Source organism: Streptomyces tanashiensis, assembly GCF_014648895.1.
In the GTDB taxonomy this organism is placed as follows: Bacteria; Actinomycetota; Actinomycetes; order Streptomycetales; family Streptomycetaceae; genus Streptomyces; species Streptomyces tanashiensis.
In genome coordinates this window covers 62,645-81,621 of sequence record NZ_BMRZ01000003.1, presented here as the reverse complement: position 1 = coordinate 81,621, position 18,977 = coordinate 62,645, and the positions used below count along the sequence as shown (strand labels likewise).

Genomic DNA, 18,977 nt, shown 5'->3' with positions numbered 1-18,977 from the left:
GACGTGAATCGTCAACCTATCTCAGGCGGATGGCATCGTCTGGGCAGTGTCAGCTGCTCGGCTCATTGCTGTCGGCGAAGAGGCGGAAACCGAGCAGTGGCACCACGTCAGGGTCGACATCGTCGGGTGCGGGCCGGCCTTCCAGGAGGAAGCCGAAGAAGGCGCGCAGGGCTTCGTTGCCCAGGTCCAGGGGATGGAAGGGCAGCGCGTAGGGCTCCTCATCCCAGTTCGGGTTGAACTCCACGGGACGGTCACCCGCCCAGTAGGGCGTCTCGAAGGCGAACGGGTCGCCGATGTTCTCCACGATGCCGCCGTCCGGGGAGAGGCTCAGCGAGCGGACCAGACGGCCGTCTTCCCACACCGCGAAGGCGAGCCAGTCCGAGACGCTGTGCATCGCGTGCAGGATCACGCGGCGTCCTGCTGCCGCTTCCAGGAGGTGCGCCGGCAACTCCGACGGGCGGTCGAACATCAAGCGCCGGTCGCAGACCATGTCCACGCCCGTGAAGCTCGCCGCGTACGTGAGGCCGTCCGGCGGGTACGTTGCCTCTCCCAGGACCTCACCCTCCGTCGGCTCCGCACGACAGCCCGGGAAGACTCGGGCGATCAGCACCGCCGTGTCCTCGGCTGTCGGCTCACCGGCCGCCTTCAGCACCGAGGCCACATCTCTGTCCGCGTACGCCAGTAGCGCCGTCTTCGCTCCCATGCGCCGCACGCTATCCGGAGCCACCGACAGTCCAGCCGTCCCGAAAACGCCCGAAGTTTTCGGCGGCGCCCGGCTACCGGCCGCATCCGCGCAGGTCAGAGCCACCCCACTCCCCCACCCACCAAGCCCCTTCTAAGCACTTGGCCGCAGGTTCGAGTCCTGCCGGGGGCGCAAGACCACAGACCCTCCCTCGGGAGGGTCTTTTTGCTGCCCGGGCAGGGCCTCCGCCGCCGGATCGCGTCCGGTCGTCGCATTCACCTTCACTCATTGCAATGGGCACCTCTCCGGACATTGCGTTACCTTCAGGGTCGTTGCAATGAAATCTCGCCTCTGACCTGCGATTACTAAACTCTCACGCAACGATGACGTTGCCAGTCTTGTGAATGCAACGTAGCTTTTCCTTCATCGGAAACTACGACTCCAAGGAGAAGCACCATGAAGAAGTTCGCCACCGCCGCCCCCGTCTCCGCCGTCCTCGACATCCCCGCCGGGCGCATCCGGTTCATCGCCGCCGATCGGGACGACGCCACGGTCGAGGTCCTGCCCGCCGACGCCTCCAAGAGCCGTGACGTGAAGGCGGCCGCGCAGACCGGGGTTTCGTTCGGGGACGGTGTGCTGCGGATCGAGGCCCCCGCGGCCGGGAACCAGTACTTCGGTCAGTCCGGGGCCGTCGAGGTGACCGTCCAGCTGCCCGCCGGGTCCGCGGTCGACGTAAAGGCGGCCGCCGCCGAGCTCCGCGGTGTCGGGCGGCTCGGAGACGTCACGTTCGAGAGCGCGCAGGCCACCGTCAAGCTCGACGAGACCGCCAGCGCCCGCGTCAGCCTGCAGGCCGGTGACATCACGGTCGGCCGGCTCGGCGGCGACGCCGAGATCAGGACGCGTAAGGGCGACCTCCGGATCGACGAGGCCAGGCGCGGCACGGTCGTCCTCAGCACCGAGGCCGGCCGGATCGACGTCGGAGCCGCCCGCGGCGTCTCCGCCTCCCTCGACGCCGGCACCGCCTACGGCCGGGTCAGCAACTCCCTCCGGAACACCGAGGGTGCCGGCGCCGGACTCAGCATCAGCGCCACCACCTCCTACGGCGACATCACCGCCCGGAGCCTCTGAGAGCGGCGTCCGACGTCCGACACCGGGCCGAGGTGGGTGAGCTTGTCGGGGTTGGACACGGAGCGGATCGTCCGGACCACGCCGTCGGCGATGTCCAGTTCGAGCACGCTCGCCACCCGGCCCCCGGCGTCGCGCAGGACGGCGCCGGGGCGGCCGTTGACCCGGGCCGGGTGCAGGGAGACACCGAGGTTCCCGACCTTGCGGAGCCCGCCGACGAGGAGCCGGACGATGCGCCGGGGGTCCGTCTGCGGCTCCCCGAGGGCCCGGGCCTTGCCGCCGCCGTCCCCGTGGAAGACCACGTCGGGCGCGAGCATCCCGAGCAGCGCGTCCATGTCGCCGCCCGAGGCGGCGTCGAAGAACCTGCGGGCGAGCGCGTCGCCCTCCGCCCGCAGCTCCGGGGCCGGAGGACCGCCGGCGGCCCGGCCTCCGGCGGCGATGCGCTTCCTGGCGCGGGCGAAGAGCTGACGGCAGTTCGCCTCCGTCCTGCCGGTGGTCTCGGCGACGTCCGGGTAGCCGTACCCGAACACCTCGCGCAGGACGAAGACCGCCCGCTCCATCGGCGAGAGGGCCTCCAGGAGCACCAGGAACGCCATGGACAGCGAGTCGGCCAGCTCCGCGTGCTCGGCCGGTCCCGGCCTCTCGGCGGTCACGACCACCGGCTCGGGCAGCCACTCGCCCACGTACGTCTCGCGCCGCACCCGTGCCGAACCCAGGTGGTTGATGCCGAGCCGCGTCACCGCCGTGGCCAGGTACGCCTTCGGGGCGGCGATCTCCGTCCCCGCCCGGTACGCCCGGGTCAGGCCGAGGAACGCGTCCTGCACGATGTCCTCGGCGTCGCCCACCGAGCCGGTCATCCCGTACGCGAGGGAGAAGAGCAGCGGCCGGTACGCCGCCGCCTGCGCCACCTCCGTCGATCCCCCCACGGCACCGCTCCCCCCAACTCTCCCGCCGGACCGCCCGGTCGGGCCTCCGCAGGGTAGCCGAGACCCCCACACCCGCCCTGGTGAGACGCGGGTCACACGCCCCGCCGTCACAGGCCGCCGGGCCGCTCTGTCTCAGAGGGGTGACGGCCGAGAACGTTGCGGTCGCCACCCCGGCACACCGGAAAAGGGAGAGCCCTCATGAACATCGCGCTGTGGATCGTCGCCGGCCTGCTCGCCGCCGCCTACCTGGCCGGCGGTGCCGGAAAGCTGGCCATGTCGAAGGAGAAGCTGGCCTCCTTCGGGCCCAGTTCGGCATGGGTCGAGGACTTCGGCGCGGGCAGCGTGAAGGCCATCGGGGCCCTGGAGGCGCTGGCCGCGGTGGGCCTGGTCCTGCCCGCCGTGCTCGGTGTCGCCCCCGTCCTGGTGCCGATGGCCGCCCTCGGTCTGGTGCTCGTCATGACCGGTGCGGTGATCACCCGGCTCCGGCGACACGAACTGAGGTTCATGGCGGTGGACGTCGTGTACATCGTGCTCGCCGGTTTCGTGGCCTGGGGGCGCTTCGGGCCCGAGTCCTTCGTCGGCTGACCCCTGGCGGCCGGCGGCAGGTACGCACATGGCCTTCAGTGGGTACGGACGTCGTGTGGTGTTCTTCGGAGATCCGTCCGCGACCCTCGTCCACGCGTGCGTACGGGACGGTCGCGGCGGCAGTCCCACGGCCGTACTCGACGACGGGCCGTTCGGCGAGGACGTGCGGCGGCGGGTGCCCGGGGAGGCGGGGGCCTCGCACGCCGTCTTCGTCTCGCCGTGCCCCGCGCAGGACGGGCTTCCCGTCTTCTCCCTCCGGTTCTTCACCTCCGAGGGGGAGTTGCCCTCCTGCGGGCACGGGACGGTCGCCGCGCTCGGATACCTCGCCGCGCGGGCGGGCACCGACGCGTACCGGGTGCTCCTCCGGGTCGCGGGCCGCACCTTCCCCGGCTGGGCCGAGCGGAAGGGGTCGTACGCCGAGGTCGGCTTCGCGTACGGGCCCGTGGAGCTGCGCGAGCCGGCCGCGGGCGAGTCCGAGCTCGTCCTTCCCGCGCTGGGCCTCGCCCCGTACACGCTCGGACGGCCGGAGGCACTGAGGCCGAACCCGCTCGGGCAGCCTGACACGCTCGGACGGCAGGAGGCGCCCGGACCGAACCCACCCAGGCAGCCGGACACGCCCGGGCGGCCCGATGCACTGGCCCCGGGCACGCTCCGGCCAGGTGTCCGGGTCGCCTCCGTCGGGCGGCCGCGTCTGCTGGTCCCCGTGGCCTCGCGGTCCGATCTCGCCGCGCTCGCCCCGGACATGGAGCGGCTCCGTGCCGCCTGCGACCGCCTCGGCCTCCTCGGGTGTTACGTGTACTCCGCGCCGTCGCCGTCGGGGCGGGTCGCGGCCCGGATGTTCGCCCCCTCGATCGGCGTCCCCGAGGACATCGCCAACGCCAACAGCACGGCCTGCCTCGCCGCCCACCTGGCCGGCCGGGGCATCGGCCGCATCGCGGTCGACATGGGGGACTCACTCGGCAGTCCCGCCACGATCAGCGCCACGACCCGCGACGGGGTGGTACGGCTCGGCGGCGGCGTCCTGATCACGCGCCCGCGTCCGTAGGCCCTTCCGTCTCCCTCGCCCGGCGAGCGCTCCAGGCCTTCCGGCTGCTCGGCCGGATCCGGCACGGCCTGGAGTCCTTCGACGACCTCCTCGCCGAGCAGGACCGCTACGACGTGCACTTCCTCTGAGGTGGATCCGCCAGGGGGTTCGGCAGAGGGATCCACGCGTCGCGGTCCACACCCCGCAGGCGCATCAGGGTGAGGGCCTTGACCCGGAGCTCCGGGGCGAAGAGGGCCGCGCGGTCGGCCCGGTTCTCCCGGCTCGCGGGGAGGCCGTCGCAGGCCCGGCCGGCAGCGGCGGCGACGACCCGCCAGAGGCGCGTCCCGGCCGTCCGGTCGCGGTCGGCGAGGGCGGAGACCAGCGTGCCGAAGGTGGTGCCGAAGAGGTGCCCGAAGAGCATCGTGCGGAGCACCTCCGGGTCGTCGTCGATCACCCGCCCGCCGACGGGAGCGGCGTCGAATCCGTGCCGGGCGAGGCGGCTCGGGCTCAGGCGGACGTCGGCGAGGTCGCGGTAGACCAGGCGCCGGGGGCTGGCGTGCGCGTCGAGCACGACCAGGAGGTTCTGCCCGTGGGCGGCGGGCGCGACGCCCCGGCTCAGGAGGCGGAGGAACGGCGGGACCGCGAGGTCGGCGAAGGCGGCCAGCCACTCGGCGCCCGCGTCCGGGGCGCCGGCGGCGGCCAGGAGCGTCCGGATCAGGGGCGGTCCGTCGCCGGCGGGGCGGGCGGCGAGCGCCGCCACCGGCAGGATCGTCTCGCCGGGCCGCAGGCGGGCGGCGGCGGCCGGTGACTCGCGGAGCAGGACGGCGAGGTCGGCGCTGGGCTCCCCGCGTACGAGCGCGGAGGCGCCGGCGAGGTTGCGGGTGATCCGCAGGGCGTCGGCCAGGTCGGCCACGACGTGGCCGAGGAGTGCCGACAGCGGTGCGCTGTTCTCGACGCCGCTCGCCGAGATGTCGCGGATCGCGCTGGTCATCCGTGTGGTCAGCGCCGTCTTCAGGTGCGGTCCGCCGGCGAGCGGGGCGAGGGTCCGTACGCTCATCAGCGGCCGGGCGGGGATCGCCCCGGTGACGTACGGCCGGTGGCCGAGCTCCGGCAGGACGTGCGCGCTCTGCCAGGGGTGCACGGGCAGCAGCAGCCGGTCGCCGTCCCGCAGCCGGTCGGGCCACTCCCCCGCGACACGGCACCGGTCGGCCGGGACCGCCACCAGGTCGAGGCCGACGACGGGGCGGTGCTCGGGGGCGTACGCGAGCTGCTCGGCCACCGCGAGGCCGGGGCGGCTGCGGCAGCAGGGGTGGTACGGGTGCCCGTCGACGACGCTCTGCTCGATGTGTGCGAGCGGGTCGACGCCGCCGGACCGGGAGCCGGCACCCGGCGCGGACGCCGCGCGCGCCGCGCCGGCCCTGGACAGGGCCAGGGAGGCGACGCTGTGGTCGAGTTCGGCGAGGAGGGCGTCGGCGCCCGGCAGGCCGAGTTCGGCGAGGAGGGCGGCGGGCCGGTCGTGGGCGCGGCCGTCGAGGCGTACGGTCGTGTCCTCGCCGGGGACCACCAGGTCGTACGGGAGCCGGGGCGGCCCGCTCAGGACCCGGCCGTCGGTGAGTTTCACCCGCCCGGTGCGGGCGTCGCGCGCGGCGATCCCCGGCAGCGGCTCGTGGAGCAGCGCGCGCCACAGCCGGCCGAGCACCGCCGCCCGGGCCGGGGGCAGTTCCCGGTGGTAGGCGGCGAGGAGCCGGGGGGCGGCGTCCGCCAGTTCGCGGGCGGTCGAGGCCTCGGCGCCGGGGGCCGTCTCGGGGGCGCGCGGCGCGGGGAGTGCGCCCGTATCGTGATCCGGAGCGGAGTGCATGAAGGCTCACTACCCTGCGCAGGATGTCCCTACCGGTGGACGACCCGCCGGGGCACGGGTGGAAGGCGCTGTCGTGAGTGAAGCCAAGGGCCGGGCCGACGCCCTGTCGGCGACCGCCCTCCTCAACTGCCTGATCCGGGAGGTGGCCGCTCCCGAGGCCCCCTGGGACGCGGACCACGCCGTCCTCCGGCTCCCGGCGACCGGCCGGCTGCTGCGGGTACGGGCGGGCCGGCGGCCCACCGAACCCTGCGTCCGCACCGACGGCGGCTGGCTCCCGCTGACCTTCGACGCCCTCGTGGCGCTGACCGCCGACGAGCTCGCCCGGCGCACCGGCGTCACCAACAGGACGGTCGTCGGCGAGATGACCGACAGCAGGGACGTCGTCGCGGCGCTGCACGACGCGCGGGCCTCCGCGTGCCCGCCGGAGGACGCGTATCTGCGGTCGGAGCAGGCGCTGCTCGCCGGGCACCGGTACCACCCGGCGCCCAAGGCGCGCGGGGCGGGCGCGCCGGAGAGCTGGCTGCCGTACGCGCCGGAGGCGTACGCCCGGTTCCCGCTGGAGCTTCTCGGTGTCCGGGCCGACGTCGTCGCGGAGGACGGCGACCTGTCCCTGCTCGATCCGCTCGGCGTCACTCCCCCCGACGGCTACGTGGTCCTCCCCATCCACCCCTGGGAGCTGGATCTGCTGGGTGAGCTGCCCGCGTTCCGCGACGGGCGGCTGCTGCGGCTGGGCGCCGGGGCGCCGCGGGCGGGACGGGCCGTGGCGACCTCCTCCGTGCGGACCGTGTACCTGCCGGAGGCCGATCTCTTCTGCAAGTTCAGCCTGGACGTGCGGATCACCAACGGGAACCGCCGCCTGGAGCTGCGCGACCTGCTGTGGCTGCGGACGATCGGCGACCTGCTCGCGCCCGCCTTCGACTCCCTGCCGACGGCGTCCTTCCTCGCCGACCGGGGCTATCGCACCGCCGACCTCGGCGGGCAGCACGCCTACGAGGGCTTCGCGGTGATCGCGCGCGAGGGTCTGCGCCCGCACCTGCCGCCCGGGGTGACGCCGCTGCTCGCGGCGGGCATCGGCGAGGGCTTCCCGGGCAACCCGATCGACGGGCTGGGCCCGGAGCGTGCGCTCGTCTGGTGGCAGCGCTACCTCGACCTGCTGGTGCCGCCGGTGCTGCACGCCTGGCGGGCGCACGGCCTGGTCCTGGAGTGCCATCTGCAGAACGTCCTCGTGGGCGTGGACGGCACCGGCCTCCCGGTGCGGGTGATCTTCCGCGACCACGAGGGCGTACGGATCGTCGCCGAGCGGCACGGCGCGCTCCTGGACCGGCACGCGTCACGGGGGCCCGCTCCGGTGCTCGACGCGGCGCACGGCTGGGAGCGGCTCGTGTACTGCCTGGTGACGAACAACCTCTCCGAGATCGCCGGCGCCCTCACCGACCGCCACCCGGAGCTCGCCGGTGCACTGTGGCCCCGGGCGCGGGCGGTGTTCGCCGGGTACGCGGCGGAGCACGGCGGCCCGGCGGAGACCGCCGCGCTGCTCGGCTCGCCGCACGTGCCGGCGAAGACGAACCTGCTGTTGCGCTGGCTCGACGTGGACGGGGCCGACGCCCGTTACGCACCGATGGCCAATCCGCTGTGCGAGACCCCGTGAGACGCGGCCCCGCACGGCGGCGGCGGGCTCAGCGGACGGGGCGGCCGAGCCGGACCCGGACGAGGGTGGTGTCCACGTCGCTGTCGACGAGCCGCCCGTTCGCGTCGAAGGCCTCGGGGCCGTCCGTCATCCCGAAGTCGTTGTCGTTGAGCAGGACGAGCGTCGAGGAGCCTTCGAGGGCGACGCCCTCGATCTTCCCGGGGACGCCCTCGACCGTGTTGAGGTCGATCACGAGCCGCTTGCCGAGCACCGGCACCTCGGCGGCGGCCGCGTCGTCGAGCTGCTCCAGGGTGGGTCCGGCGGCGGTGTCCCAGGTGGTGCCGAGGATGTCGGAGCCGCGGCGGAGGCGGACCTCGTAGAGGCGGGCGGCCTTGTCGGTGCGCTCCTGCACGAGGAGGCGGTCGCCGCCGACGGCGACGAGCGCGGAGAGCTTCAGCTCGGAGGTCTTGGTCTGGCCGGGCTCGACGACGTCGACGGCGTCGAAGCGGTAGGCGTACTCGGCGGTGACCCGGTTCTCGCGGGGCGAGAAGCGCAGCAGCCGGGTGGTGCGGGAGTTCTCCCCGGAGACCTTGTCGGGGTTGAGCAGCGGGCTCTGCAGGCCGAGGACGAGGTCGCCGCCGGGCAGCAGCGCGAGGCCCTCGAAGCCGCGGTTGGTCTTGCGCTGGAGGAAGATCGACGGCAGCGACTCGACGACCGGGTAGCCGGTTCCGGTCAGGCCGAGGCCCCGGGGCACGTGGCGGGCGAGGACCCGGCCCTCGGCGGAGACGTGCACGAGCGAGGGGCCGTACTCGTCGACGAGCCAGAAGCTGCCGTCCTCGGCCCGGACGAGGCCCTCGGTGTCCAGGCCGTTCGGGTCGTACGCGAGCGGGGTGGAGGCGTCGTAGGTGTAAGGGGCCTCGTCGCGGCCGGGCTGGTTCGGCAGGCCGGTCACGGGGGCGCCGGAGGCGGTCGTGAGCGGGAGGGACTTCAGGACCTGGATCCGGCCGCCGACGGCGCGGATCTTCACGATGGCCGGGTCGAAGCCGGGCACGGGGAAGGTGCGCCGCTTGTCCTTGCCGACGGCGATCTGGCCGTTGGGGCCCCGGTCGGTGACGGTCCAGTACTCGCCGCGCCGCCCGGCCGGGTAGAGGTCGCTGCCGATGCCGCCGAGGTCGACGCCCCGGTCGTCGGCGACGCTGCCCGGCAGCAGGGCGTTGCTGAAGGCGGCCAGCGGGATGTCGGGCAGGGTCGAGGTGGAGACGACCCGGGCGGCGGGGCCGCCGTGGTGCGCCGGGGTGGCGTCGGCCGTGCCCACGACGACCGAGCACGCGAGCGCGGCGGACAGCGGCAGGACGAGGAGGGCGGGCCGGCGCAGGAGGCGCGGATTCATCTGAACTCCCTGGAGGACATGGAAAGTCGCCGGTGAGGGCGGCCTCATGGTCCGGTCCTTCGCGCAACACGGGGCGACGCGTCCGCGACATCGGGGCGAGCCCTGGGTGAACGCGCGGTCCGGCGGCGTCGGGAACCGGACAAGGCCTGCCGGGCGCCGGGGACCGCGCGGGACGGGGGGCGAGGGGCCTCACCGGAGCAGCAGGTTCGCGCCCACGTCGTCCGGGACGGCCTCCCTGACCGGGGTGCTGTCCGGGCCCGGGCGGTGCGCGCCGGGGACGGGGGTGGGGGTGGTGCGGTGGAGGAGGACCGTGCCGTCCCGGTGCCAGACCTTCGTGTAGCCGTGGGCGAGGAGGAGTGCGACGCGCTGTCGCTGTTCCTCGGTGGAGGCGAAGGGGAAGGTGCGGTCGTTCACCCGGAGGAGGACCCAGTCGGCGCCGCGTGGGGTGCGGTCGGCGATGACCACGTCCGTACGGGCGGTCAGGCGGGGCGCGACGGTGTTGTCGGCCTCCACCGTGGCGCCGTCGGGGATGAGGGCGGCGGCCGTGGCGAGGGGGCGCTTGTCCGGGGAGGGCCGCCAGAAGTCCGGGCGGACGAGGAGTCCGAGGCCGAGGACGACGGCCGCCGCGGAGGAGAGGGCGACCGCGGTGACCGCCCAGGGGCGGATTCCACGGCGCGCGTGCAGCCTCGCCAGCGTCTCCAGGGCCGCGGTGAGCAGGATCGGCCACAGGAAGGCGTCGTAGTGGTTGATCACCGGCCAGTGGTTGGGGTTGTCGGAGAGGACGCGTTCCGCGAGGAGGGGGACGGCGAGCAGGAAGGTCGGGGAGCCGAGCGGGAGCAGCGCGAGGGTGCCGAGGATCCAGGCCACCATGGCGACCTTGACGAAGGGGGTCACGGCGGCCTGGAGCAGTACCCAGGGAGCGGTGAGGACGTGGGCCAGGGCGTCTGCCGGGTCGGCGCCGAGGCTCCCGTACGACCAGTAGTAGCCCTCGGGTCCGCCCATCGCCGGCAGGAACCAGGTGATCACGAGGGCGGACAGCAGCGGCCCGGCGAGGGCGAGTACGGCGCCCGTGGCGCGGCCCGTCCGGTGGCCGGCGCGGTGGGCGCGGACCGCGAGGACGAGGCCGTACGCGCCGACGACGAGGCCCATGTCCTCCTTGGCCGTGCACAGCAGGGCCGCCCAGAAGGCGGTGGCGCCGTACCGGTGGGCCATTCCCCGCTCCAGCATGAGGAGGGTGAACGGCACCGCGAACGCGGCCTCGTGGAAGCCGTTGTAGGCGGAGTTGAGGAGCGGCCAGCCGAGCGCGTACACCAGTCCGCCGAGGTCGGCGGCCCGGCGCGCGACGAGCGGAGCCGCGTCCGCGAAGGCGTGCCGGGCGATGCGGCGGACCACCGGCACGCCCGCCGCGAACAGCGCGGCCTGCGCGAGGATCAGCGTCCTCGGGTCGTCCCACAGCCAGTACAGCGGTGCGAGGAGGGCGAGCGCGGGCGTGAAGTGGTCGCCGAGGAGCGAGAAGCCGGGCGGGAACTCGTGGTGGACGTTCTTGATCGGCGACCTCGGCAGTTCGAAGTGCGCGTACGCCCGCACGGCCTGGTCGAAGATGCCGAGGTCGAAGCCCGTGGCCCGCAGGGCCGTCCAGGACTGCAGGCCGAGTGCGGCGCAGACGAGGAAGCAGAGGGCGGTGAGGCCGATGCCCCGGTGCCGGTCCCTCGCGCCCGGCGCCCCGGAGACCGCCGCCGTGTCCCGCTCCCCCGACGGGCGCGGGCTCGGCACACGGCCGGTCTCCTCGCCGGGCGGGCGGGTCGATATGTGTGGCGGCGCATTCCCCATGGCCACGACCCTACGGTGCGTGTCCGCGCGGGACGGGAGGCAGAATCGCGGCATGGTCCTCACCGCGCGCGCCCTCAACCGGTCCACTCTCCAACGCCAGTTGCTCCTGGAGCGGGCGCCGCTCGGTGTCGCGGACGCGGTGCGACGGGTGGTGGGCCTCCAGGCGCAGCACCCCGGCTCGCCCTACGTGGCGCTGTGGAACCGGGTCGCCGGCTTCGACCCGGAGCACCTCGACGGGGCGGTGAGCGGGTACGAGTTGGTCAGGTCGACGCTGATGCGGCTCACGCTGCACCTGGTGCACGCCGAGGACTACCGGGCCTTCCGGGAGGGCATGGAGCCGACGCTGCGCGGTTCGCGGCTGCACGATCCGCGGTTCACGGCGGCGGGGTTCACGGCCGCCGACGCCGACGCGCTGCTGCCCGGCCTCCTCGCGTACGCCGGGAGCGCGCGGACCGGGGCCGAGCTGCGCGAGCACATCGAGAAGGGCCGGGGCGGGCCGGTGGAGGCCGTCGTCTGGCGGATGGTGCGGCAGTACGCGCCGCTGTGGCACGCGCCGACGGGCCTGCCGTGGTCGTTCGGGACCGCGCAGTCCTTCGTCACGGCGAGCGAACGGCCGGTGCTCGGCGACCCGGAGGCGTCCGCCGCCGGTCTGGCCGCGCTGCTCCGGCGCTACCTGGAGGGCTTCGGGCCCGCGTCCGTACCGGACATGGCGCAGTTCACGACGGCCCCGCGCCGCCTGGTCCGGGAGGCGGTGAAGACCCTGGAGGACGGTCTCGACCGCCTGGAGGGGGACGACGGCACGGTGCTGTACGACGTACCGGGGGCGCCTCGGCCCGAGGAGGACGTCCCGGCGCCGCCCCGGCTGATGGCGATGTGGGACAGCGTCCTCCTCGCCTACGCGGACCGCAGCCGGATCATCCCTCCCGCGTACCGCAAGCACGTCATCCGCGTGAACGGGGACACGCTCCCGACGCTCCTCGTCGACGGATACGTGGCCGGGGTCTGGCGGCCGGTCGACGGCGGGATCGAGGCCTCGGCCTTCCACCCGCTGCCCGCCGCCGCCTGGGAGGCCCTGGAGGCCGAGGCCGCGTCGCTCGGACGGCTCCTCGCGGCCCGGGACCCGCACGTCTACCGCCGCTACGACCACTGGTGGGTCAAGGGGCTGCCGACGGTCGAGTCCCGGGTTCTGGCCTACTGACGCTCCGTCAGTGCCCGCAGCGCGAGGTTGAGCCGGAGGACGTTGACGCGGGGTTCGCCGATGAAGCCGAGGATGCGGTCGTCGGTGTGGTCGGCGACGAGCTTGTCGACCTGGGCGACGGTGAGGTGGTTCCTCTCGGCGACGCGGTGGATCTGGATCTTCGCGTACTCCGGGGAGATGTGCGGGTCGAGGCCGGAGCCGGAGGAGGTGACGGCGTCGGCGGGGACGTCGGAGGGCTCGACCGTGTAGCCCTTCACGGAGTTGTCCTTCACCACCGCCGCCTTGGCGTCCTTGACCCAGGCGATCAGGTCCTCGTTGTCACCGGAGCGGTTGGTGGCGCCGGAGAGGATCAGCTTGTACCGGGTGTTGACGCTGTTGGCGCCCAGGCCGTTGGAGGGGCGGGGCTGGAACCACTTCCGGTCCGGCTTGTCGCCGGCCAGGTAGGTCTGGCCGACGAGCTCGGAGCCGACGACCTTCCCGCTCCCGTCCTTGATCTCGGAGCCGTTCGCCTTGCCGGGGAACGCCACCTGGGCGATGCCGGTGACGGCGAGGGGGTAGAGGACGCCGCAGATCACGGTGAGGACGAGGAGGGCGCGCAGGCCCGCCCAGAGCACACGGCCGGTGTTTCCTACCGAGTTGTTCATGTCAGCCGATTCCGGGGATGAGGGAGAGGAGCAGGTCGATGATCTTGATGCCGACGAACGGGGCGACCAGGCCGCCGAGTCCGTAGAGGCCGAGGTTGCGTCGCAGCATCGAGTCGGCGCTGGAGGGCCGGTAGCGCACGCCCTTGAGGGCGAGCGGCACGAGGGCGACGATGATCAGGGCGTTGAAGATGACGGCGGACAGGATCGCGGACTCGGGCGAGGCCAGGCCCATGATGTTGAGCTTGTCCAGCGAGGGGTAGGCGACGGCGAACATCGCGGGGATGATCGCGAAGTACTTCGCCACGTCGTTGGCGATCGAGAAGGTCGTCAACGCGCCTCGGGTGATGAGGAGTTGCTTGCCGATCTCGACGATCTCGATGAGCTTGGTCGGGTTGGAGTCGAGGTCGACCATGTTGCCGGCCTCCTTCGCGGCCGACGTGCCCGTGTTCATCGCGACACCGACATCGGCCTGCGCCAGCGCGGGGGCGTCGTTGGTGCCGTCGCCGGTCATCGCGACCAGCTTTCCGCCGGCCTGCTCGCGCTTGATGAGGGCCATCTTGTCCTCGGGCGTGGCCTCGGCGAGGAAGTCGTCGACACCGGCCTCCTCCGCGATGGCCTTCGCGGTCAGGGGGTTGTCACCCGTGATCATGACCGTCTTGATGCCCATGCGGCGCAGCTCGTCGAACCGCTCCCGCATGCCCTCCTTCACCACGTCCTTCAGGTGGATGACACCCAGGACACGCGCACCCTTGCCGTCCTGAACAGCCACGAGGAGCGGCGTGCCACCAGCCTGGGAAATGGCGTCGGTGAGTACCTGCGCGTCCTCGGCGACATGCCCGCCGTTCTCCTTCACCCAGGTCACGACCGAACCGGTCGCCCCCTTGCGGACCTTGCGCCCGTCCACGTCCACACCCGACATACGGGTCTGGGCGGTGAAGGCGACCCACTCGGCACCCGCCAGCTCGCCCTGGTGGCGCTCGCGAAGGCCGTACTTCTCCTTGGCGAGGACCACGATCGAGCGGCCCTCGGGGGTCTCGTCGGCGAGCGAGGACAGCTGGGCCGCGTCGGCGACCTCGGCGGCCGTCGTGCCCTTGACCGGGACGAACTCGGAGGCCTGGCGGTTGCCGAGCGTGATCGTGCCCGTCTTGTCGAGTAGCAGCGTGGAGACGTCACCGGCGGCCTCGACCGCACGGCCCGACATCGCGAGGACGTTGCGCTGGACCAGCCGGTCCATGCCGGCGATGCCGATCGCGGAGAGCAGCGCACCGATGGTCGTCGGGATCAGACAGACAAGGAGAGCCGTCAGGACGATCATCGAGGTCTGCTTGTCGGCGCCCGCGTAGATCGCGAACGGCTTCAGCGTGACCACGGCGAGCAGGAAGACGATGGTGAGGGACGCCAGGAGGATGTTGAGGGCGATCTCGTTCGGGGTCTTCTGCCGGGCCGCGCCCTCGACCAGGTTGATCATCCGGTCGATGAACGTCTCGCCCGGCTTCGTCGTGATCTTGATGACGACCCGGTCCGAGAGCACCTTCGTGCCGCCCGTGACCGCGCACCGGTCGCCGCCGGACTCCCGGATCACGGGCGCGGACTCGCCGGTGATCGCGGACTCGTCGACGCTCGCAACGCCTTCGACGACGTCACCGTCGCCCGGGATGATGTCGCCGGCCTCGCAGACCACCAGGTCACCGACGCGCAGCTCGGTGCCGGGCACCCGCTCCTCGTTCGTGCCGATGATCCGGCGGGCGACCGTGTCGGTCTTCGCCTTGCGAAGGGTGTCGGCCTGGGCCTTGCCGCGGCCTTCGGCGACCGCCTCCGCGAGGTTGGCGAAGATCGTGGTCAGCCACAGCCAGGCGGTGATCGCCCAGCCGAACCAGTCCCCCGGGTTCTTCACGGCCAGCACCGTGGTGACGACCGAACCGACGAGCACCACGAACATGACCGGCGACTTGATCATCACGCGCGGGTCGAGCTTCCTGACCGCGTCCGGGAAGGACTTGACCAGCTGCTTGGGGTCGAACAGCCCGCCGCCGACGCGTCCGGTCTCGGCGGGCCGGTCGGTGGGCGCCCCGGACTGCGGGGGCCTGGTGGGAGTGAGGGTGCTCATGCTGCGAGTCCTTCGGCGAGCGGTCCCAGGGCGAGGGCCGGGAAGTAGGTGAGACCGGTGATGATCAGGATCGTGCCGACCAGCAGGCCCGTGAACAGCGGCTTCTCCGTCCGCAGCGTGCCCGCCGTCTCCGGCACCGGCGTCTGCTCCGCCAGCGAACCCGCCAGCGCGAGGACGAACACCATCGGCAGGAACCGGCCCAGCAGCATCGCGATACCGATCGTGGTGTTGAACCACTGCGTGTCCGCGTTCAGACCCGCGAACGCCGAACCGTTGTTGTTCGCCCCCGACGTGTACGCGTAGAGGATCTCGGAGAAACCGTGCGCGCCGGAGTTGGTCATCGAGTGCTGCGGGGTGTCCAGGACGAACGAGGCCGCCGTGAAGCACAGCACCAGCGCGGGGGTGATGAGGATGTAGAGGGCGGCGAACTTGATCTCGCGGGTGCCGATCTTCTTGCCCAGGTACTCCGGGGTGCGGCCGACCATCAGACCGGCGATGAACACCGCGATGATCGCCATGATCAGCATGCCGTAGAGGCCGGAGCCGACACCGCCGGGCGCGATCTCGCCGAGCTGCATGCCCAGCATCGTGATCCCGCCGCCGAAACCGGTGTACGAGGAGTGGAAGGAGTTCACCGCACCCGTCGACGTGAGCGTCGTGGCCACGGCGAAGAGCGAGGAGCCGCCGATCCCGAACCGGGTCTCCTTGCCCTCCATCGCGCCGCCGGCCAGGTCGAACGCCGGGCCGTTGTGCGCGAACTCGGTCCACATCATCAGCGCCGTGAACCCCACCCAGATCGCGGCCATCGTGCCCAGGATCGCGTAACCCTGCCTGAGCGAGCCGACCATCCGGCCGAACGTCCGCGTCAGCGCGAACGGGATCACCAGGATCAGGTAGATCTCGAAGAGGTTGGAGAGCCCGTTGGGGTTCTCGAAGGGGTGGGACGAATTGGCGTTGAAGTAACCGCCGCCGTTCGTACCCAGCTCCTTGATGACCTCCTGCGAGGCCACCGCACCACCGTTCCACTGCTGGCTGCCACCGGTGAACTGGCCGACCTCGTGGATCCCGGAGAAGTTCTGGATCGCACCGCACGCCACCAGCACCAGCGCACCGATCACCGAGATCGGGAGCAGGATGCGGACCGTGCCCCGGACCAGGTCGGCCCAGAAGTTGCCCAGCTCACCCGTACGCGACCGGGCGAAGCCCCGGACGAGAGCCACCGCGACCGCGATGCCGACGGCCGCCGACACGAAGTTCTGCACCGCCAGACCACCGGTCTGCACGACATGACCCATCGCCTGCTCGCCGTAGTACGACTGCCAGTTCGTGTTCGCCACGAAGGAAGCGGCCGTGTTGAAGGCCTGGTCCGGGTCGATCGACACGAACCCGAGCGAGCCGGGAAGCGAGCCCTGCACGCGCTGCAACAGGTAGAGAAAGAGAACACTCACCGCGGAGAAGGCCAGCACCCCCCGCAGATAGGCCGGCCAGCGCATCTCCACGCTCGGGTTCGCACCGATCGCCTGGTAGATCCACTTCTCCGGCCGCAGGTGCTTCTCCGAGGAGTACACCTTCGCCATGTGGTCACCCAGCGGCCGGTACGACAGACCCAGAGCGACGATCAGCGCCAGAAGCTGGAGGACTCCAGCGAGAACGGGACTCACGTGCTCAGAACCTCTCCGGCTTGACGAGGGCGAGGACGAGATAGCCCAGCAGGGCGACGGCCACGATCAGACCGACGATGTTCTCGGCGTTCACAGCTTGGCCACCCCCTTGGCGATGAAGGCCACCAGCGCGAAGACCGCGATCGTGGTGACGACGAAGGCCACGTCGGCCATCGTGAGCTCCCGGATGCAGGAAGAAGGAAGAACGGATTCTCGGACGAGACGAGGAAATCGCCTTTCGGCCACCTCGCCGCCTCCGTTGACGTGCCCCTAACGCCGCCCATGTCCGTCTTGACGGTTCCCGTACGTCCGGGCTCCCGCGGCCCTCCCCCATTGCCAGCCACCGGGAACGCACATATCTTCGAGCCGAACCTACGGACCGGGATGCTCGTCAGTCCCGGGGCGGTCCGCCGTTCACGGGCCGGACGGCGGGGAGCGCACCTCCAGGACGACGGAGGGGGCTGGACGCCGGGCGTACGGGATATCCGTATCCACGTACCCGCAGGAGCTGAGCAGCACATGAGCAAGCACGTCCTGGCCCAGAACCAGTACGGCAAGGCCGAGAACCGCATCGTCACGGTCACCCGCAAGGGCAACGACGGCTCGTGGCACGAGATCCGCGACCTGAACGTGTCGGTGGCGCTGCGCGGTGAGTACCGCGACGTCCATCTGACCGGCGACAACGGCAACTGCCTGCCGACCGACACCACCAAGAACACGGTCTACGCCTTCGCCAAGGAGCACGGCGTCGACTCCCCCGAGGCCTTCGGCATCCTCCTCGCGCAGCACTTCGTCGGCTCCCAGGCGGTGATCCACGAGGCGCAGATCCGGATCGAGGAGTACGCCTGGGAGCGGATCTCGGTGCCCTCGCGCAAGGAGCAGCACTCCTTCGCGCGCAAGGGGCAGGAGGTCCGCACCGCGCAGATCACCTACTCGGAGAACACCGGGCTCCAGGTCCTCTCGGGCCTCAAGGAGCTGACGGTGATGAACTCGACCAACTCCGAGTTCCACGGCTTCATCAAGGACAGGTACACGACGCTCCAGGAGGCGTACGACCGGATCCTGGCCACCAAGGTGACCGCCCGCTGGGCGAACTCGGCCCCGGCCGCGGCGAACGCGGAGCACGACTGGGACGCCTCGTACGCGAAGGTGCGGCGCCACATGCTGGAGGCGTTCGCGGAGACGTACAGCTACTCCCTCCAGCAGACCCTGCACGCGATGGCGGACCGGGTCCTGGACCACGTCTCCACGGTCAACGAGGTCCGGCTCAACCTGCCGAACAAGCACCACTTCCTGGTGGACCTGGAGCCGTTCGGGCTGAAGAACGACAACGAGGTGTACTTCGCGGCGGACCGGATGTACGGCCTGATCGAGGGCACCATCCACCGTGACGGCGTCCAGCCGGTGATCGCGACCAGCGACTGGATCACCGCCTGAGCCGCAGGTCAGCGGAGCCCGGCCGCCGCCTCCACTCCCAGCCAGACGGCTCCGAGTCCGGCGGCCAGGCTTCCGGCCGCGTTCAGGGCCGCGTAGCCCTTCGCGCCGTTCTCGTACAGCCGGAACGTCTCGTACGAGAAGGTGGAGTACGTCGTCAGCGCCCCGCACAGGCCCGTGCCGAGCAGCAGGTGCGCCTGCGCGGAGGAGACGCCGGTCAGGAGACCGAGGACGAACGATCCCGCGACGTTGACGACGAAGGTCCCCCAGGGGAAGACCGGGTGGTGACGGGCCTGCACGGCGCGGTCGGTGAGATAGCGCAGGGGGGCGCCGACGGCGGCCCCGGCCACGACGAGCAGCCAGTTCACGCGTGTCTCCCCCGGCCGCTCACGAGCAGCCGGGCGGCGGTGACCCCCGCCCACACGGCGGCGAGGGCGGTGACCAGGGTCCCGCCCAGGTAGAGGAGGCCCCGCGCCGTGTCGCCCGCGCTCAACAGCCGCTGGGTGTCGAGGCTGTACGTGGAGAAGGTGGTGAACCCGCCGCAGAAGCCGGTGCCGAGGAAGGGCCGCAGCAGCGGGTGCGGGGCGGTCGTGGTCTCGGTGAGGAGCACCATGAGGACGCCGAGCACCGCGCAGCCGCTCGCGTTGACGGTGAACACCGTCCAGGGGAAGGCTCCGTCGGGGGTGGGCCAGGCGAGCCCGGCGCCGTAGCGCGCGGCCGCGCCGAGGGAGCCGCCGACGGCGACCACCGCGACGACCGGCAGTTCCTTGCGCAGCCCCATGCGCCCAGGTTACGAGAGCGGGGCACGCGGGAGACCGCGGGGCGGCGCCCGTGGCGGGGTGAAGGCGAGGCGCACAGGCGCGGTCCCCGGCCTGGGGCATTAACC

Annotated in this window: 18 protein-coding genes; 6 read left to right on the top strand and 12 right to left on the bottom strand. The window is 72.2% G+C overall.

Annotated elements, in window-relative coordinates; all coding sequences use genetic code 11:
• Nucleotides 1-49 precede the first annotated feature (49 nt).
• A complete protein-coding gene (locus tag IE237_RS11030; RefSeq protein ID WP_189801730.1) occupies nt 50-703 on the bottom strand; it encodes a DUF6928 family protein in 654 nt (217 codons plus the stop codon).
• A gap of 435 nt (nt 704-1,138) precedes the next feature.
• Here IE237_RS11030 and IE237_RS11025 point away from each other — a divergent pair, with 435 nt between their 5' ends.
• Nucleotides 1,139-1,810, top strand: a complete 672-nt coding sequence (locus tag IE237_RS11025) for a DUF4097 family beta strand repeat-containing protein (protein ID WP_189801729.1) — start codon at nt 1,139-1,141, stop codon at nt 1,808-1,810.
• Here IE237_RS11025 and sigJ read toward each other — a convergent pair.
• Entirely contained in the window at nt 1,780-2,733 is a 954-nt protein-coding gene (gene sigJ / locus IE237_RS11020; RefSeq protein ID WP_189801728.1) for an RNA polymerase sigma factor SigJ, read from the bottom strand. The genes IE237_RS11025 and sigJ overlap by 31 nt on opposite strands.
• 198 nt (nt 2,734-2,931) lie before the next feature.
• Here sigJ and IE237_RS11015 point away from each other — a divergent pair, with 198 nt between their 5' ends.
• Both IE237_RS11015 and IE237_RS11010 read left to right on the top strand, forming a co-directional pair.
• A complete protein-coding gene (locus tag IE237_RS11015) occupies nt 2,932-3,318 on the top strand; it encodes a DoxX family protein (protein ID WP_189801727.1) in 387 nt (128 codons plus the stop codon).
• A gap of 55 nt (nt 3,319-3,373) precedes the next feature.
• A complete protein-coding gene (locus IE237_RS11010) occupies nt 3,374-4,363 on the top strand; it encodes a PhzF family phenazine biosynthesis protein (protein ID WP_229842589.1) in 990 nt (329 codons plus the stop codon).
• A 106-nt stretch (nt 4,364-4,469) separates the two neighbouring features.
• Here the strand turns inward: IE237_RS11010 and IE237_RS11005 are convergent, their stop codons facing one another.
• Nucleotides 4,470-6,200: an IucA/IucC family protein gene (locus IE237_RS11005; protein WP_189801725.1), complete on the bottom strand. Its 1,731-nt coding sequence runs from the start codon at nt 6,198-6,200 to the stop codon at nt 4,470-4,472.
• A gap of 73 nt (nt 6,201-6,273) precedes the next feature.
• Here IE237_RS11005 and IE237_RS11000 point away from each other — a divergent pair, with 73 nt between their 5' ends.
• Complete coding sequence (locus IE237_RS11000) at nt 6,274-7,848, top strand: IucA/IucC family protein (RefSeq protein ID WP_229842587.1); 1,575 nt, start codon at nt 6,274-6,276, stop codon at nt 7,846-7,848.
• A gap of 28 nt (nt 7,849-7,876) precedes the next feature.
• Here IE237_RS11000 and IE237_RS10995 read toward each other — a convergent pair whose 3' ends face one another.
• Both IE237_RS10995 and IE237_RS10990 read right to left on the bottom strand, forming a co-directional pair.
• A complete protein-coding gene (locus IE237_RS10995; protein WP_189801723.1) occupies nt 7,877-9,217 on the bottom strand; it encodes an esterase-like activity of phytase family protein in 1,341 nt (446 codons plus the stop codon).
• Nucleotides 9,218-9,406: 189 nt separating this feature from the next.
• On the bottom strand, nt 9,407-10,990 hold the full coding sequence (locus IE237_RS10990) for a DUF2079 domain-containing protein (RefSeq protein WP_229842579.1): 1,584 nt from the start codon (nt 10,988-10,990) through the stop codon (nt 9,407-9,409).
• A gap of 109 nt (nt 10,991-11,099) precedes the next feature.
• On the opposite strand from IE237_RS10990, the gene IE237_RS10985 reads away from it, so the two are divergent.
• Nucleotides 11,100-12,245: a winged helix DNA-binding domain-containing protein gene (locus IE237_RS10985; protein ID WP_189801721.1), complete on the top strand. Its 1,146-nt coding sequence runs from the start codon at nt 11,100-11,102 to the stop codon at nt 12,243-12,245.
• On the opposite strand, the gene IE237_RS10980 is transcribed toward IE237_RS10985, so the two are convergent.
• Genes IE237_RS10980 through IE237_RS10960 form a run of 5 tightly spaced genes read right to left on the bottom strand, consistent with a single transcriptional unit; the run spans nt 12,239 to nt 16,903 of the window.
• Nucleotides 12,239-12,889: a potassium-transporting ATPase subunit C gene (locus IE237_RS10980; protein WP_189801720.1), complete on the bottom strand. Its 651-nt coding sequence runs from the start codon at nt 12,887-12,889 to the stop codon at nt 12,239-12,241. The two genes, IE237_RS10985 and IE237_RS10980, sit on opposite strands and share 7 nt — an antisense overlap.
• A gap of 1 nt (nt 12,890) precedes the next feature.
• Complete coding sequence (gene kdpB / locus IE237_RS10975) at nt 12,891-14,996, bottom strand: potassium-transporting ATPase subunit KdpB (RefSeq protein WP_189801719.1); 2,106 nt, start codon at nt 14,994-14,996, stop codon at nt 12,891-12,893.
• Complete coding sequence (gene kdpA / locus IE237_RS10970) at nt 14,993-16,657, bottom strand: potassium-transporting ATPase subunit KdpA (RefSeq protein WP_189801718.1); 1,665 nt, start codon at nt 16,655-16,657, stop codon at nt 14,993-14,995. The genes kdpB and kdpA overlap by 4 nt, the downstream gene beginning before the upstream one ends.
• A 4-nt stretch (nt 16,658-16,661) precedes the next feature.
• The gene (kdpF, locus tag IE237_RS10965) at nt 16,662-16,751 is read right to left on the bottom strand and encodes a K(+)-transporting ATPase subunit F (protein ID WP_063785316.1); all 90 of its coding nucleotides are present in this window, start codon (nt 16,749-16,751) and stop codon (nt 16,662-16,664) included.
• Entirely contained in the window at nt 16,748-16,903 is a 156-nt protein-coding gene (locus tag IE237_RS10960) for a hypothetical protein (RefSeq protein ID WP_189801717.1), read from the bottom strand. The genes kdpF and IE237_RS10960 overlap by 4 nt, the downstream gene beginning before the upstream one ends.
• A gap of 273 nt (nt 16,904-17,176) precedes the next feature.
• Here IE237_RS10960 and pucL point away from each other — a divergent pair, with 273 nt between their 5' ends.
• Nucleotides 17,177-18,094, top strand: coding sequence for a factor-independent urate hydroxylase (gene pucL / locus IE237_RS10955; protein ID WP_189801716.1), 918 nt, complete (start codon nt 17,177-17,179; stop codon nt 18,092-18,094).
• 8 nt (nt 18,095-18,102) lie between these two features.
• Here the strand turns inward: pucL and crcB (IE237_RS10950) are convergent, their stop codons facing one another.
• Together crcB (IE237_RS10950) and crcB (IE237_RS10945) are read right to left on the bottom strand one after the other, a co-directional pair.
• Nucleotides 18,103-18,459 (bottom strand): fluoride efflux transporter CrcB, encoded by a 357-nt coding sequence (gene crcB, locus IE237_RS10950; protein WP_189801715.1) that lies wholly within the window; start codon nt 18,457-18,459, stop codon nt 18,103-18,105.
• The gene (crcB, locus tag IE237_RS10945) at nt 18,456-18,872 is read right to left on the bottom strand and encodes a fluoride efflux transporter CrcB (protein ID WP_189801714.1); all 417 of its coding nucleotides are present in this window, start codon (nt 18,870-18,872) and stop codon (nt 18,456-18,458) included. Before crcB (IE237_RS10945) ends, crcB (IE237_RS10950) begins: the two co-directional genes overlap by 4 nt.
• Nucleotides 18,873-18,977 lie beyond the last annotated feature (105 nt).

Bases quoted from the DNA above. Each gene is read 5' to 3' on its own strand.
- IE237_RS11030 (WP_189801730.1), bottom strand. From the start codon at position 703: ATGGGAGCGAAGACGGCGCTACTGGCGTACGCGGACAGAGATGTGGCC.
- IE237_RS11025 (WP_189801729.1), top strand. From the start codon at position 1,139: ATGAAGAAGTTCGCCACCGCCGCCCCCGTCTCCGCCGTCCTCGACATC.
- IE237_RS11015 (WP_189801727.1), top strand. From the start codon at position 2,932: ATGAACATCGCGCTGTGGATCGTCGCCGGCCTGCTCGCCGCCGCCTAC.
- IE237_RS11005 (WP_189801725.1), bottom strand. From the start codon at position 6,200: ATGCACTCCGCTCCGGATCACGATACGGGCGCACTCCCCGCGCCGCGC.
- IE237_RS10995 (WP_189801723.1), bottom strand. From the start codon at position 9,217: ATGAATCCGCGCCTCCTGCGCCGGCCCGCCCTCCTCGTCCTGCCGCTG.
- IE237_RS10985 (WP_189801721.1), top strand. From the start codon at position 11,100: ATGGTCCTCACCGCGCGCGCCCTCAACCGGTCCACTCTCCAACGCCAG.
- IE237_RS10980 (WP_189801720.1), bottom strand. From the start codon at position 12,889: ATGAACAACTCGGTAGGAAACACCGGCCGTGTGCTCTGGGCGGGCCTG.
- kdpB (WP_189801719.1), bottom strand. From the start codon at position 14,996: ATGAGCACCCTCACTCCCACCAGGCCCCCGCAGTCCGGGGCGCCCACC.
- pucL (WP_189801716.1), top strand. From the start codon at position 17,177: ATGAGCAAGCACGTCCTGGCCCAGAACCAGTACGGCAAGGCCGAGAAC.
- crcB (WP_189801714.1), bottom strand. From the start codon at position 18,872: ATGGGGCTGCGCAAGGAACTGCCGGTCGTCGCGGTGGTCGCCGTCGGC.